Here is a 13,870-nt window from a genome sequence, read left to right as displayed (position 1 = left end):
CTGTGTTCATGTCATGAACCCCATGTCGCGCGGGTAGCTGATGCCGCTCGGCGCGGTGATGTTGTTGAAATTCTTCAGGTTCGGCAGGATGCCGTTGAGGTCTTGATCAGGCACGCCGAACCACTTGGCCAGCGTCGCCGCGTACTGGTCGACCGAAGTGGTGGGCAGCAGCCGGCCCTGGCCGACGTGCCACTGGTCGTCGTCGGCCGATGTGTTGCCCACGCTCACCGGCGGCGGCGTGCCGTAGAAGGCCTTGCCTTTCACCGCGCCGCCCACCACGAAGTGATGGCTGCCCCAGCCGTGGTCGGAACCGTTGCCGTTGCTCGAGAGCGTGCGGCCGAAGTCGGAGGCGGTGAAGGCGGTCACCTTGTCGGAGACGCCGAGAGTTTCCATCTGCCGCTGGAAGGCGGTCATGGCCTCGGACAGACGCTGCATCAACGGCCCCTGCTTGGTGTCGAGGTCGTCGTGCAGGTCGTAGCCACCCATGGAGACGAAGAACACCTGGCGTTTCACGCCCAGCGAGGTGCGCCCACGGATCAGGCGCGCCACCATCTTGAGCTGGTCGGCCAGATTGTTGCCGGTCGGGAAGTTGCCGTTCAGGTCGTTGGCCTGAATGGCAGCGGTGATCTTGCCTTCGGCCTCGACGGCGCGCAGCGTGACCTTGTTGTATTCGTTCTCCAGCGTGTGGCTACGCCCCTGCTGCGCCAGCTGCTGCATGGCCGCCTTGACGGCCGACGAGCCGTAGACGCTGCCGGTGGCCGGGCTCACGCTGTTGATGCGTACCGCGCCGCCGGTGCCGACCTGGTATTGAAGCGCCTCGTCGCCCGAGAGGAACACTGCATTGCCCGCCACCGAGATGCAGGTGAACAGCGAAGCATTGCGCTGCCCGCCGAGCATCAGGTCGCCGAGGTTGCCGCCCCAGCCGATGGTCGAGCCCTCGGGCGATGACGACTGCCAGATCGACTGCTGGTCGTTGTGCGAGAACAGCTTGGGCGGGATCGGGAAGTCCCTGCGGTTCGTGCCGTTGAACTGTGCGCGCGTGAGCGGCTTGACGAGCGGGCCTACGTTGAGCTGCACGGCCATCTTGCCTTCGTCGAACAGCGTGGTGAGCCTGGTCATTGCCGGGTTCAGCGCGTACTTGCGGCCGTTGGCGAGCGAGACGGCGGGCTTGAGTTCGGTGGCCGCGAGCGCCGCGTCGGAAGGCAGCGCGATGGCGCCACGGATGGCGCTGTACTTGGCGTAGCTGTCCGTGTCGTAGTTGACGAGCGTGTTGGCGTAGTCGTTGCCGCCGAAGAGGAAGACGCAGACCAGCGCCTTGTAGTCGTCGCCCGGCGCGGCCTGGGCGGCCGCTTCGCCCATGGCGGCGAGGTTGAGCGCGAACGGCAGCGCGGTGCCGGCCATCGCGAGTTGGCCCGAGCGGCGCAGGAAGGCGCGGCGCGTGTGGCGGGCAGGATCGATCAGGTGCATGTTCGGTTCGCTCCGGCTTCTTTCTTCTTCATTTCTGCACGAGGTATTCGGGCGAGCCCATCACCAGCAGCACGCCGGCGCAGATGAGGTCGAGCCTTCGGGCGTCGGTGGAGGGGTTCACCAGCGGCGCCTTGCTCAGGGCGTCGGTGATCAGCGCGACCGTGGCGGCCGAGAGCTGGTTGCCGGTGAGCAGCAGGTTGAGCCGGCGCACCAGCGCGGCGGGGTCGTTCACCAGCGCCTTCTCGGCCGTATAGGTGGCGATCACGTCCTTGTTGTCGAAGCCGTTCTGCAGCCTGCCTTGCAGGAAGTTGAGATAGCCGCCCACGCTGGTCTCGTTGACCAGCTGGAACTCGGGCGCGACCATCTTGTTGCTGGCGATGGCGGTCGAGGGCGGCACGTAGCCGGGCCGGAAGAAATTGAACACCGAGGGCGAGCGCAGCGGGCACTGGCCCAGGCTCGAACTGGGGTCGGAGGTGTTGCCGATGTTCCAGTTGTCCGATGTGCAGCCGATGCCGAAGGTACGGCCCCATTGCACGAACCGCAGCATGGGCTCGCGCAGATGGCCGAAGTTCGGATCGGAAAGGCCCGCGGGACCGCGCGCCTCGTCGTCGAGCAGCACTGCGGCGAACACGCTCTTCATGTCGCCGCGCACGCCCGCGCCGTTGTTGGCGAAGATGTCGGCCACGCGCTTCACGTAGGCGGGGCTCGGGTTGCTCGTGACCAGCCGCTGGATCAGCTGCCGGCCGATGAAAGGCCCGACGTTCGGATGGTTGAAGAGCGTGTCGAGCGCGATCTTCAGCGCCGCCGGACCGTCCGTGCCCGCGGGCACCGTGGCGCCCAGGAAGCGCGCCTCCAGCATCGAGTGATTGGAGGCCTTGTAGGCCATGGGACGCGTGGTCCACGCGTTGGTCTCGATGGTGTAGCTGGCTCCGGGCGGAGTGAAGGCGTTGCGCTCGGACGAGCGGATGTCGAGGTCGTAGCCGGTGAAGACGCGCGCCAGATTGGTCACGTCGTTCTGCACGTAGGTCTCGATGGGCTGGCCGTCGGCGCCGGTCCTCACCGTGCCGTCGCCCTCGAGCTGGTAGAGGCCGATGGTCATGAGCTGCATGACCTCGCGCGCGTAGTTCTCGTCGGGCTGGCGGCCGGAGTTGTCTTCCTTTCTGTTGCCGCGGGTGTTGAGATAGAAGCCCATCGCGGGGTTGAGCGTCACGTCTTCCAGCAGCTGGCGGAAGTTGCCCGTGACGCCGTTGGCGAGCATGTCCCAGTACTGGGCCATCATGGCCGTGGGCCAGCTCGAGCCGATCTCCGTGCCCGAGACCACGAAGATCTCGCTGAGCGCCAGTGCCATGCGCTTGCGCACCGGGTCGGCGGCCGTCATGAGCTGGCGCCAGATCATGGCGTCGGTCTCGACGTCTGCGTACTCCTTGCTGTTGACCCACTCCCAGGCCGAAGGCTGTCGCGCCGCGCCGAGCTGCTCGCTGAGCCACGGCAGGTAGCCTTTGGCGCGCACGGCGGCGATCTCGTCGTCGGAGGCCGAGAACTGGGCCTGCAGCAGGAAGCGCGCGGCTTCGGCGTCGTTCTGCGCCTGGGGGTAGTGATACGGACCGGTGTCGGGCGTGGTGCCCGGGTTGGCGCCGGGCGTGCCGCCGCCGATCGGGAAGCCAAGGCCCCCGGCGCCGCTCCCACCCCCTCCTCCGCCGCCGCCGCATGCGGCCAGCGCCGCCGAAATGGAAAACGCGGCTGCCGCCTTCAGCGAGCGGGAGCCGTCGGGCGCCGCCTCGTTTTCATGGGTGGCCGCCGTCTCCGCGACGTACACCACCTCGTCGGCCGGTCTTGTGTGCTCGGCCTCCAGCTGTTCCAACATGATCCTCGCTCCTGCGGCGTATCGACGCCTGTTGGAGCGTTAAAGGCAAGCGGCATGCCCTCCAAAAAACAGCAAGGCAAGTGTCCAGGACGGGCCAAGTCACCACAAAAATGTGTGTCAATGTGACTTTTTAGTCACTCCTTGAAACAAAATTGGCATGCCAGAGGGCATGCCAATGCTTCAGAAAACATTCAGGTGACAGTGTCAGTCGCGCTCGTCGTCCCAGTCGTTCGGCGGGCGGTAGGGATAGCCGGGCCCGTAGTAGATGCGGCCGGGCGGCGGCGTGTAGATGGGTGCCGGGCGGTAGTACACCGGAGGGGGCGGCGGCCGGTAGTAGACCGGCGGCGGCGGCGCGTAGTAGATGGGTGCCGGATAGCTGTAGACCGGTGGCGGCGCGTAGTACGGCGCCGGGTAGCCGCCGGCCACGTAGCCGGGGGTGCCGATCTGCACCGACCAGCTTCCGCGCGCATTCGCGGCTCCCGCCGCCAGCAGCGCGCCGGCGATGACGGCACCGATGGCCGCCAGCTTGAAAACAGAAGATCGAGATTTGAAGTTCACAGTGGCTCCAGGCCTGGGGCGGACAGCGCCCGAGTGGATACGCAACGCCCGACGCGTGCTCGCGGTGCACCCGATTGCATCCAGCCATGGTAGCCAAACGTCACCGCTTCGGGCGGTGCGCGGCCGCATCAGCGCGCGATTTCGCGCCGCGACAGCATCACGTCGCCGCTGCTCGTGTTGAAGGCGATGGTCGGCGCACTGAAATCGCTGAGCGGCGCGCCCAGGCCGATCTCTCCACGGCCGTGCAGCACGCACTCCTCGCGCCGCAAGGCGATCTCGGTGCTGGGGCCGTCGTTGCCGTGGAAACGCACCCAGGTGCCGTAGGTGCTGACGTCGATCAGCACGCAGCTGCCCTGGCGCAACTCGATGCGCGCATGCAGGCGCGAGACGCGCGGGTCGTTGACGACGAACTGGGCGTCGTCGACGCGGCCGAGGTGGATCGGCAGCTCCTCCGTGCGGAACATCGAGCGCACGTCGAGCCACGCGAGTTCGATCTGGCCGAACGAGGAATCGGGCATGCGCAGCGGGGCCAGCGCTGCAGGCACGGTGAGGAACGAGGTCACGTCCTCCTGCCAGTCGATCCGGTGGACGACCGACATCTCGCTGCGCCCGCGGATGTTGATGAGGCCAAGGTCGCGGTGCTGCACCGAACCTTCGCGCAATTGGGAGATGACCGCGGCAGTCACCCAGATCTGGCCCGGGCCGGCCAGGTCGCTCAGACGCGAGGCGAGGTTGACGGCATCGCCGTAGCAATCGCCCTCGACTTCCACCACCTCGCCGCTGGCCACGCCGATCTGCAACGCCATGCGCAGGGGCGCGGGCCACGCGAGCAGCCGCTTCTGGTGATAGCGCTGCAGCTCGATGACCGCATGCGTGGCCGCGGCACCGCTGGTGAAGATGGCGAACACGCCGTCGCCGAGCGACTTCACCACGCGGCCGCCGTGCGCCTGGCACACGCCGCCGATCCATTGCGTCAGACGGGTCACTGTCTCCGTGGCCCGCGCATTTCCCATGGCCTCGAAGACCCTCGTGCTCCCCGTCAAGTCCGCGAATACGACTGTGGAATTGACACCCATACTTTTTGCTCTTCTCGATTTCTACCGATGGTTGTAATTGCCCGGGGCCCTTCGCACTTCCATGTCCATGCGGCCGGCGCTGCGTACGCGCGCCCGCTCACACACGGAATATGCAGCTTGCGTGCCCCTTTTGTTGTCTTCTCGGGTATACGCCGCTGCCGACAGGGCGAATGCAGACAGAGTCATTCATCGGCTTGTAGTACTTTGGAAAACAAAATTCAATGACTAGTGAAAACGATAAGTAAAGCGTGTTGTTTGCAAACAAGAAACAACGTTTCAGATCTTGTGGAATGGTTAACTCAGGCTTAAGGTAGCGGCCGTTCTCGGTTCCGGCAACACACTTCCCGTCCCATGCTCTTTCGCCGTCTTCTCCGTCTGCTGAACGTACCCGGCTCCGGATCCCGTCAAGCGACGGAGAACCAGCTGGGGCGCATCCGTACCGCGATGCTGTCGGCGCTCCAGGGCCATGGCGGTCATTCCGTGCAGCGCGTCAGCCAGCGCGTGCGCTTTGCCGCCGACGTCGAAGCTCTCTGGTACCTGCGGCAGGACGTGATGATCGCGCTGAGCGCCATCGACGGAGAAACCGCCGCGCGCCGCCAGATGAAAGCCATCAACAGCATGTTCAAGGGCGGATTGCCGGGCTCGATGGGGCCGCGCGCGCATCAGCGCTTCACCAAAAACAACTGAAACTGCAACGGCCCCTCGGGGCCGTTCTGATTTTTAACGTTCTATTTCTCTTTGTGTCCGGATCGATGGGCGTGATGATGGTCATGTCCATCGTGGTCGTCATGACCATGTGCATGCCTGTGGCCCCAAACGAGAAAAATATCACGCCCTTCCGCGGCCATCGACACCTTCGCACCCACGGGCAATAACACCTTCGTCTGCACGTGCCCGAACGGCAGGCCCGCGAGCACGGGCACCTTGAGCGTTGCGCGCAGCCGGTCGATCACGGTGTTGAGGCCGAATCCGCGGTCGTAGCCCGGCACCGGCCGGATGCCGGTGAACTGCCCGAACACGATGGCACGCTGGCGCGCCAGCACACCGGCCATCTTCAACTGATCGAGCATGCGTTCGACGCGGTACGGGTGCTCGTTCACGTCTTCGATGAAGAGCACGCCCTTCTCCACCATCGGAAAGTACGGCGTGCCGAGCAGGCTGGTCAGCACGCAGAGATTGCCGCCCCACAACGTGGCGTCCTGCATGGGCTTGAACTTCAGATCGACATCGCGCGCCGGCATGCGCCAGCCCGTGCCTTCGCCCTGCCCTGTGAGCAGGTCGTCGAAGCAGGCTTCCATGATGTCGTCGGGGCCGGCCTCCGCACCGAAGTCCTCGCCGACGGCGGGGCCCGACCAGGTCACCGCGCCGGTCTTTGCCAGCAGCGCGTTCTGCAGCGCGGTGAAGTCGCTGCAGCCGACGAACTCCGTGCCCTTCTCGATCGCCTTCGTGAGCGCCTTGTACGGAACCGCATCGAGGATGCGCGTGAGCCCGTAGCCGCCGCGTGCTATGAGCGCCACGTCCGCGCCGCTGGCCGCGGCACGCGAGATCGCGGCGAGCCGCGTGGCATCGTCGCCCGCGAAGCGCTGGTGCACCGACAGCGCCGCGTCGTCGACTTCGACTTCATGACCCAGCGCTCTGAGCCGCTTCACGCCGCGCCGGAAAGCGGCCTTGTCCCGGACCGCGCTGGAGGGAGAGTAGATATAGATGTGTTTGGTCACGCGTTCGAGTATCCCATTGCGTTTCGCACTTGCAGAACGACCGTTCGGGCCTGCTCCGGCGTCGGCCCTGAGGAAGTGGCAAGAGGCCCCAGTGCGCGCAGCGCTGCTTCGTATCCCCGGTCGGGGAAAGGCGCGCGCCATGCGCCCTTGATGTTCTCGTGCCCTTCCGGCGCGACCAGTGCCGCCGCGAACCGACCGGGCGCTGCCGCCTGCAGCAGCACGGCGAGTTCGGAAGCGGCCTCGCTATGCACGAGCGCCACCGACTCGACTCCCACCCGCGCCATCCATTCGAGCAGCACGTCGCGATGCCATTGCAGGCTATGTGCCGCCTCGCGCTTGGGCTTGTCGCTCCTGCCGAAGCCGATCAGGTCGGGCACCAGCGTGCGCAGCCCGGGCAGGCCCACGAGATGCCTGAAGAAGTAGCCCCATTCGCCGGGACCGTGCAGGCAAAGGCAACAGGCCGCATCCTCCGCACCTTCATCGACGTAGTGCATGCGCCAGCCCTGCAAGCTCGGCAGGTCCTGCACGTAATGCGGCGCGAAGTCATAGCCGGCCAAGGCCTCGAAGCGCTCGGGCGACGTGCGCAGTGCGTCGTCGCGCAAGGGCTCGGCAGTCGCGCGCGCAGCGTTCCGGCGCTGCTGGAAAAAAGCCTGCAAGACCGCGCTGCACTCCTGCGCCAGCACCCCGCCCTGCACCACCGTGCGATGGTTCAGCCGTGGCTCCGCGAAGAGATCGAGCACCGAGCCGGCCGCGCCGGTCTTCGGATCGGACGCGCCGTACACCACGCGCGCGAGGCGCGAATGCAGCATCGCCCCTGAACACATCGCGCACGGTTCGAGCGTGACGAACAGCTCGCAGCCGTCGAGCCGGTAGTTGCCGAGCGCGAGGGCTCCCGCACGCAGCGCGTTGATCTCGGCATGCGCACTCGGATCGTTCTGCGCGACCGGCGTGTTGCGCCCCGTCGCGACCAGGCGGCCGTCCTTCACAAGCACCGCGCCCACCGGCACCTCGCCCGCTTCGGCGGCAAGCCGCGCCTCGGCGAGCGCGAGCGCCATCCAGTGCGTGTCGTCGTGCACGTCCGGCAATGGAGTCGCCTCAGTTGTCATCGGGCATCTGGCGTGTCTTGACCGCGGCGTCCAGCGCTTCCTTGACCTGCTGCTGCACCTGCTGCGGATTCATTCGCGCATCGCCCGCGGCGGGTGCTGCAACGCCAGGCACGGACGGTTGTGCGGAAGAGGCCATGCTGCTCATCTGCTTCTTCGCGACCAGCCCGACGATCGCCAGCACGAGCACAAGGCCGATCAGACCCAGTCCGCGCATCTCAGCCGCCCTCCGCCACGGGAGCCTCGGCGGCCATGCCCAGGCGGCCCATCCACACGGCGAGCGCCCGCTCGTCCGGCGTGCCAGCGCTGTAGACCGCGTGCATCGCGGCATGCGATTCGCGGCGATGCTGGTTGAGCTTGATCTTGCATTGCAGGGCAGTCACGCGCAGCTCGAAGCCCACGATGCCGGCCAGCATCTTGAGCTGGAACTCCTCGCCCAGGTCGCGCCACTGCTGCGCGTAGGCGGGCTCGTGGTCGTGAATGAGCTTCTTGAGCAGCGCGTCCTTGTCGGCGGGCTCCTCGATCAGCCGTGCCTCGACGGTGCAATGCACCGCCAGGTAGTTCCACGTCGGCACGCGGGCCAGGTCGGGGTAGACGGAGGGAGAGAGGTACGAATGCGGCCCGAGAAAGGTGGCCACCGCCCGGGGCCTGGCCTGCAGGTAGCGCCAGTGCGGATTCGGCTTGGCGCAATGGCCCCACAGCACCAGTTCGTCGCCCGCGCGCTGCTCGGCGACCAGCGGCAGGTGCGTGACGTACGGCAGCCCGTCGTCGTCGTTCGAGATCAGGCTCGCGAAGGGATGCGAGCGCATCAGCTCCAGCGCGATGGCCGGGTCCTTCGCATTGAACTGCGGGGGCATGTACATGGGGCGGTTTCCTCGTGGCGCCTCGTGGCGAGGCCCCATTCTCCCCGAGCCGCCTACTTTGCGCGCGGTGTCTCCAGCAGCTTCGCCATCGCGGTGTAGCCGCGCGCCTTCGCCAGCTGCAGCGGCGTGTTGCCCTGGCGGTCCGTCAGCCTGATGTCGGCGCCGGCGTCGACCAGCGCAGCCAGCGTACGCTGGTGGCGCGGGCCGCCGTCGCCGAGCACGATGGATTCGATCACCGCCGTCCAGTGGAGGTTGTTGACGTGGTCCAGCGGCGCGCCGGCTGCAATAAGCCTGCGCACCACCTCATCGTGCCCGAGATGCGCGGCCGCGATGAGCGCCGTGCCGTCGTACCGGCTCGTGGTCTGCCCGGCCTTGGCACCGAGCGAGAGCAGCACCGAGAGCGTCGCGGCATCGTCGGCCACCGCGGCGATGGTGACGGCGTCGTAGCGGTCGTCTTCGAGCAGGTCGAGGTCGGCGCCGGCCTTGGCCAGCAGCTTGATCGCCTCGCGCTGGCGGGCGAAGGTGGCAACGTGCAGCGGCGTGCGCCCGCGCGTGTCGCGTGCATTGAGATTCGCCCCCGAGGCGATCAGCGCCTTCAGCTTCGGCGCATCGCCATGCCAGGCGGCCTGGTGCAGCCCGTCGAAGGCCAGCACCTCGGCCGCCAGCGGCGGCACCTGGGCGAGCGCACCAGCCGGCACGCCCAGCCCGAGCGCGACCGCCAGCAGGCCCGGCCAGATACCGCGCGCCGTCATCAGAGGGAGCCCTTGACCTTCTCGAGCGCCGCGTTGGCGCACTGGTCGTCGAGATGGCCGCCGGGCGCGCCGCCCACGCCGACCGCGCCGATCACTTCATTGCCCGACTTGACCGGCACGCCGCCGCCCAGCAGCAGGAAGCCCGGCAGGTACACCAGGTTGGCGGCGCCCGGGTTCTTCTGCGCGCCTTCCATCATGGCCTGCGTGGGGCTCTTGGCCGAAGCCGAAGTCCAGGCCTTGCGCTCGCTCGATGCCAGCGTGTGCGGGCCGGCGTTGTCGGCGCGCTGCACGGCACGGACGGTGCCGGCGCGGTCGACCACGGTGGCGGCCACGTTGTAGCCGTTGGCGGCGCAGGCGGCCACGGCTTCGGCGGCGATCTGGTTGGCCAGGGCGAGCGAGATGTTCTTCTCGGTACGCACAGCCGGTGTGGGGGCCTGGGCCTGGGCTTGTGCCTGGGCGACGGATGCTGCGAGCAGGACGGCGGCGCCGCCGAGGCGGAGGATGGATTGCATTGTTCGTTATCTCCAGTGGATTCGGGTTGTTGCGCCGGCTGTTGCCGACGGCTGCGCCACTGTAGAAAACGCCGCCCGCGCGTGCCATTCGTACGGCTACGCCCGGCGCTCCGTAGTTCTACGGAGCGCCCTCCCCGTCCACCAGCACCGCATAGCGCCGGATCAGCTGCGCCAGCGAATCGCAGCCGAGCTTGGCGAACAGGTTGGCCCGATGCGTCTCGACCGTGCGCGGCGACAGCGCGAGCGTGCGCGCGATCTCCTTGTTGGTGAGCCCCTGCACGATGAAGGCCAGCACCTCGCGCTCGCGCTCCGACAGCTGCGCCACCCGCTCGCGCGCGGCGTTGTCGGCCTGCGAGCGTTCGCGCGAGCGCACGTGCTGGCGCACCGCCTGCTGCAATGCCTCGAGCAGCTGTTCGTCGTCCACCGGCTTTTCGAGGAACTCGGCCGCGCCGGCCTTGAAGGCGCGGCGGCACATCTCGACCGTGCCGTGGCCGGTCAGCATGATCACCGGCTGGTCCACGCCCTGCGCCACCAGCCGGTCGAGCACGGTGAGCCCGCTGATGCCTGGCATGCGCACGTCCAGCACGATGGCGCCGACGCTCGCGCGGTCGAACCCGTCGATGAAAGCCTGCGGATCAGCCCAGGCCTGCACGCGCAGCCCGACCGTGCCGATCAGCAGCGAGAGGCCGTCGCGCACCGCCTGGTCGTCGTCGATCAGGTGGACCAGCGGGGACTGCGGCGGATGGGTGTTCGGATGGGTCACGGCGAGGGTGCGACGAGTGGGAGCAGCAGCGTGAAACGCGCGCCGCGCGGCGAGACGTTGACGGCGCTCAGGCTGCCGCCCATGCCGCCGGCCAGCGTCTCGCTGAGGCTAAGGCCGAGGCCCAGCCCGCCCTCGCGTGTGCTGAAGAAAGGTTCGAAGAGGCGCGGCAGGGCTTCGGGGGCGATGCCGCGTCCGTTGTCCGTCACGGTCAGCACGCCCTCCTGCCCGTTGCGACCGACGGACACCACGAGGCGCCGCTCGGCCGCCGGCACGAGCTCCAGCGCCTGCAGCGCGTTCATCAGCAGGTTGTGCACGATCTGTTCCAGCGCCACCGCCTCGGCCTGCACGCGCACCGGCGCCTGGGCCGTGGCATCGAACTGCGCGGCGACGTCGTGCTTCGCGAACTCGGGCGCCAGCAGGTGCATGGCGCTGCGCACCACCTCCTGCAGCACCAGTGGCCTGGTATCGCCGCCGGCCTCGGGCCGCTCTATCACGCGGCGCAGGCGTCCCACCACGCCGGCCGCGCGCCGGGCCTGCTCGACGGCCTGCCCCATGGCGCCGCGTGCGGTGGCCAGGTCGGGCGGCTCTTCGTCGAGCAACCGGCGGGCGGCCTGGGCGTTGGCGAGCACCGCCGTCAGCGGCTGGTTGAGTTCGTGCGCCAGGCCTGCGGACAGTTCTCCGAGCGCATTGAGCCGCGCGACCTGACCGAGCCGCAGCAGCTCCTCGGCCCGCCGCCGCGCCACGCGCTGGCGCTGCGCGGCCCACAGTCCCGCCACCAACACCGCCATCGCCAGGGCCCAGCCCGCGATGGCGCGCCATGGCAGCTCTCCCCATCCCACCTGCCGCTCGGCCACCAGATCGAAGGGCTGGCTCGGCGAGGCCAGCGCCTTGCTCAGGGCGAAACGCCATCCGCTCTCCGGGCTCGCGGACAGGGCGCCGGGTTGCAGCACCAGTTGCTGGCCGTCGCGCTGCAGGCTCAGCCGTACCGGGCTGCGCTGCGGATTCATCGGCCAGTCGCGCCACGGCACGGAGCCTGCAAGGTCGATGTCGAGCGCATAGCTGAAGGGCGTGGCGCCGATCACCAGCGTGTAGCGGCCACGGGCCAGATCGAGCGTGGCCAGATCGGCGCGCTGAAGGCTGCGCGAACGCGCCTCGGCGGCTTCCAGTGCGCCGGCGCGGGCGCTGTCGGGCCACGGCTGGTCGCGGTCGCGCCGCTGCACGCGCAGGATCGATGAATAGACGGAAGGCAGGCGCTGCTCGGGATGTTCCGCGCCCGTACTGGGCTCCAGCAGCGCGAGCGTGGCCAGCACGGCGTCGTACTGCACCATCTGCTGGCTCATGAGGCGGTGCGCGATGCGCACGTCGGTCTCGAAGTCCTGCTGCATCTGCGCGAGCTCTGCGCGCGCGATCCACACAGCGCCCACGGCGGTAAGGGCAAGCCATGCCAGCCACCAACCACCTTGCGCGCGCAACCACTGTTTCATGGCGCGGATTGTGCCCGGCGCGGCGAAGCCATTCGCCTGGCCGAAAATGCGGAACCAGCCATGGCCGACGTACAGGACTCCCTCTTTCCCGATCTTCCGCGCCCCGAGGACGCTCCTTCGGCCGCGCCGCCGCCCGCCGAGCCAGCCGCGAAGAAGAAGCCACGCGCCGCCACGGTCGAGCCCGCGCCCAGCGATCCGGAACTGGTCGAGCTGGCGGCTGCGCTGCCGCCCAACCTGCGCCTCGGCACCTCATCGTGGAGCTACCCCGGCTGGGCCAACCTGGTCTGGGACGGCGAATACGCCGAGACAGTGCTCTCGAAGAACGGTCTCTCGGCGCTCGCCAAGCATCCGCTGTTCCGCACCGTGAGCGTGGACCGCAACTTCTACCGCGCCCTCACCGCCAGCCAGTACGCCCGCTACGCGGGCATGGTGCCCGACGACTTCCGCTTCATGGTGAAGGCGCCGAGCCTCGTGACCGACGCGACGGTGCGCGACGAAAGCGGCCGCGGCATGCAGGCCAACCCGGTGTTCCTCAGCAGCGAGATAGCGCGGCAGGAATTCGTGCTGCCCGCGCTCGAAGGGCTGGGCCATCGCATCGGCGTGCTGGTGTTCCAGCTGAGCCCGATTCCGGGGCACATCCTGGCCGACCAGCCCGCGCTGCTGGCGCGCATCGCGGCGATGCTCGAATCGCTGCCCGACATCTCGTCGACCGCGCCGGACGCCGTGATCGCCGTCGAAGTGCGCGACCCGCAACTGCTGAACCCCGCCTTCGCCGAAATGCTGCGCAGCGTGGGCGCCACCTTCTGCATGGGCCTGCACGCGAAGATGCCGCCGATCGAGGACCAGCTTCCGATGCTGCGTGCCATGTGGCCCGGTCCGCTGGTGTGCCGCTGGAACCTGCACCGGCGCCACGGCCGTTTCGGGTACGAAGACGCCGAAAAGCTCTACGGCCCCTTCGACAAGATCGTCGACCCGGATCCGGAAACGCGCGCCGCGCTCGCCAAGGTGATTGCCGGCACCACCCGCGCGGGCCAGAACGCCTTCGTCACCGTGAGCAACAACGCCGAAGGCTGCGCGCCGCTGACGATCGCGCAGCTGGCGCGGGACATCCTGGCCATCGCGCCGCGCTAGCCGATGTTCTGCTTCGCGGCGACCGTCATCTCCACCTCGACGGTCGCGTTCTTCGGCAACGCATAGACGCCGACCGCCGTGCGCACATGCACGCCGGCCTCGCCGAAAACGCGGTGCAGCAGGTCGGAAGCGGCGTCGGTCACCTCGCTGTGCTGCGTGAAATCGGCCGTGCATTGCACGAACACGCCGACGCGCAGGACCTTCTCCACCGCATCGAGCGAGCCGAGCGCGCGCCGCAGCAGTGCGAGGCTGCGCAATGCGCAGATCTGCGCGCCCTCGCGCGCCTTGTCGAGCGACACCGCATCGCCCACGCGACCGGTGACGACCACCGTGGTGCCCACGCGCGGCACCTGGCCGCTCAGGTAGATCGTGCGGCCGTCGCGCACCAGCGGCACGTAATGGCCACCGGCAATGATCTCGCCGTCGAAGCTGTGGCCCAGCTCGGCGGCAATCTGGTCTGCGATCTGGTCCCGGGTCATTTCTGCTGTCATGTCGATTCCGTGAAAGGGAGTGCCATTGTCATCAGCGCGTGCGAGACGAAACAGATACAGAAGGCGTCGATGCGAGGCAGAACAGAGC

Annotated in this window: 15 protein-coding genes; 2 read left to right on the top strand and 13 right to left on the bottom strand. The window is 68.1% G+C overall.

Going from position 1 to position 13,870, the window contains the following annotated elements:
- Window positions 1-6: 6 nt before the first annotated feature.
- From ABL844_RS15730 to ABL844_RS15715, 4 genes are all read right to left on the bottom strand, one after another.
- Window positions 7-1,467, bottom strand: a complete 1,461-nt coding sequence (locus ABL844_RS15730) for a DUF1501 domain-containing protein (protein ID WP_369658201.1) — start codon at window positions 1,465-1,467, stop codon at window positions 7-9.
- A 28-nt stretch (window positions 1,468-1,495) separates the two neighbouring features.
- Window positions 1,496-3,331, bottom strand: coding sequence for a DUF1800 domain-containing protein (locus tag ABL844_RS15725; RefSeq protein ID WP_418131833.1), 1,836 nt, complete (start codon window positions 3,329-3,331; stop codon window positions 1,496-1,498).
- A gap of 204 nt (window positions 3,332-3,535) precedes the next feature.
- Window positions 3,536-3,889, bottom strand: coding sequence for a hypothetical protein (locus ABL844_RS15720; protein WP_126019588.1), 354 nt, complete (start codon window positions 3,887-3,889; stop codon window positions 3,536-3,538).
- 128 nt (window positions 3,890-4,017) lie between these two features.
- Window positions 4,018-4,965 carry an adenylate/guanylate cyclase domain-containing protein gene (locus ABL844_RS15715; RefSeq protein ID WP_126019586.1) on the bottom strand — a complete coding sequence of 316 codons (948 nt, stop codon included), beginning with the start codon at window positions 4,963-4,965 and terminating at the stop codon, window positions 4,018-4,020.
- A 351-nt stretch (window positions 4,966-5,316) separates the two neighbouring features.
- On the opposite strand from ABL844_RS15715, the gene ABL844_RS15710 reads away from it, so the two are divergent.
- The gene (locus tag ABL844_RS15710; protein WP_126019584.1) at window positions 5,317-5,652 is read left to right on the top strand and encodes a hypothetical protein; all 336 of its coding nucleotides are present in this window, start codon (window positions 5,317-5,319) and stop codon (window positions 5,650-5,652) included.
- Between the two features lie 41 nt (window positions 5,653-5,693).
- Here the strand turns inward: ABL844_RS15710 and ABL844_RS15705 are convergent, their stop codons facing one another.
- From ABL844_RS15705 to ABL844_RS15670, 8 genes are all read right to left on the bottom strand, one after another.
- Complete coding sequence (locus ABL844_RS15705) at window positions 5,694-6,683, bottom strand: LD-carboxypeptidase (protein WP_418131832.1); 990 nt, start codon at window positions 6,681-6,683, stop codon at window positions 5,694-5,696.
- Entirely contained in the window at window positions 6,680-7,789 is a 1,110-nt protein-coding gene (gene tadA, locus ABL844_RS15700) for a tRNA adenosine(34) deaminase TadA (protein ID WP_418131831.1), read from the bottom strand. The genes ABL844_RS15705 and tadA overlap by 4 nt, the downstream gene beginning before the upstream one ends.
- Complete coding sequence (locus ABL844_RS15695; RefSeq protein ID WP_126019577.1) at window positions 7,779-8,003, bottom strand: hypothetical protein; 225 nt, start codon at window positions 8,001-8,003, stop codon at window positions 7,779-7,781. The genes tadA and ABL844_RS15695 overlap by 11 nt, the downstream gene beginning before the upstream one ends.
- A gap of 1 nt (window position 8,004) precedes the next feature.
- Window positions 8,005-8,649 carry an FMN-binding negative transcriptional regulator gene (locus ABL844_RS15690; protein WP_418120348.1) on the bottom strand — a complete coding sequence of 215 codons (645 nt, stop codon included), beginning with the start codon at window positions 8,647-8,649 and terminating at the stop codon, window positions 8,005-8,007.
- Window positions 8,650-8,702: 53 nt separating this feature from the next.
- Window positions 8,703-9,401 (bottom strand): ankyrin repeat domain-containing protein, encoded by a 699-nt coding sequence (locus ABL844_RS15685; RefSeq protein WP_418131830.1) that lies wholly within the window; start codon window positions 9,399-9,401, stop codon window positions 8,703-8,705.
- Window positions 9,401-9,913 (bottom strand): GlcG/HbpS family heme-binding protein, encoded by a 513-nt coding sequence (locus tag ABL844_RS15680; protein WP_369658206.1) that lies wholly within the window; start codon window positions 9,911-9,913, stop codon window positions 9,401-9,403. Before ABL844_RS15680 ends, ABL844_RS15685 begins: the two co-directional genes overlap by 1 nt.
- Before the next feature lie 118 nt (window positions 9,914-10,031).
- Window positions 10,032-10,676 (bottom strand): response regulator transcription factor, encoded by a 645-nt coding sequence (locus ABL844_RS15675; RefSeq protein ID WP_418120346.1) that lies wholly within the window; start codon window positions 10,674-10,676, stop codon window positions 10,032-10,034.
- Window positions 10,673-12,160 (bottom strand): sensor histidine kinase, encoded by a 1,488-nt coding sequence (locus tag ABL844_RS15670; RefSeq protein WP_418131829.1) that lies wholly within the window; start codon window positions 12,158-12,160, stop codon window positions 10,673-10,675. Before ABL844_RS15670 ends, ABL844_RS15675 begins: the two co-directional genes overlap by 4 nt.
- 60 nt (window positions 12,161-12,220) lie before the next feature.
- On the opposite strand from ABL844_RS15670, the gene ABL844_RS15665 reads away from it, so the two are divergent.
- A complete protein-coding gene (locus ABL844_RS15665) occupies window positions 12,221-13,291 on the top strand; it encodes a DUF72 domain-containing protein (protein ID WP_126019565.1) in 1,071 nt (356 codons plus the stop codon).
- Here the strand turns inward: ABL844_RS15665 and ABL844_RS15660 are convergent.
- On the bottom strand, window positions 13,288-13,782 hold the full coding sequence (locus tag ABL844_RS15660; protein ID WP_418131828.1) for a RidA family protein: 495 nt from the start codon (window positions 13,780-13,782) through the stop codon (window positions 13,288-13,290). The genes ABL844_RS15665 and ABL844_RS15660 overlap by 4 nt on opposite strands.
- Between the last annotated feature and the right edge of the window lie 88 nt (window positions 13,783-13,870).

Source organism: Variovorax sp. 278MFTsu5.1 (assembly GCF_048305045.1).
Taxonomy (GTDB): domain Bacteria; phylum Pseudomonadota; class Gammaproteobacteria; order Burkholderiales; family Burkholderiaceae_C; genus Variovorax; species Variovorax guangxiensis.
This window is presented reverse-complemented; position numbering and strand designations above follow the sequence as displayed.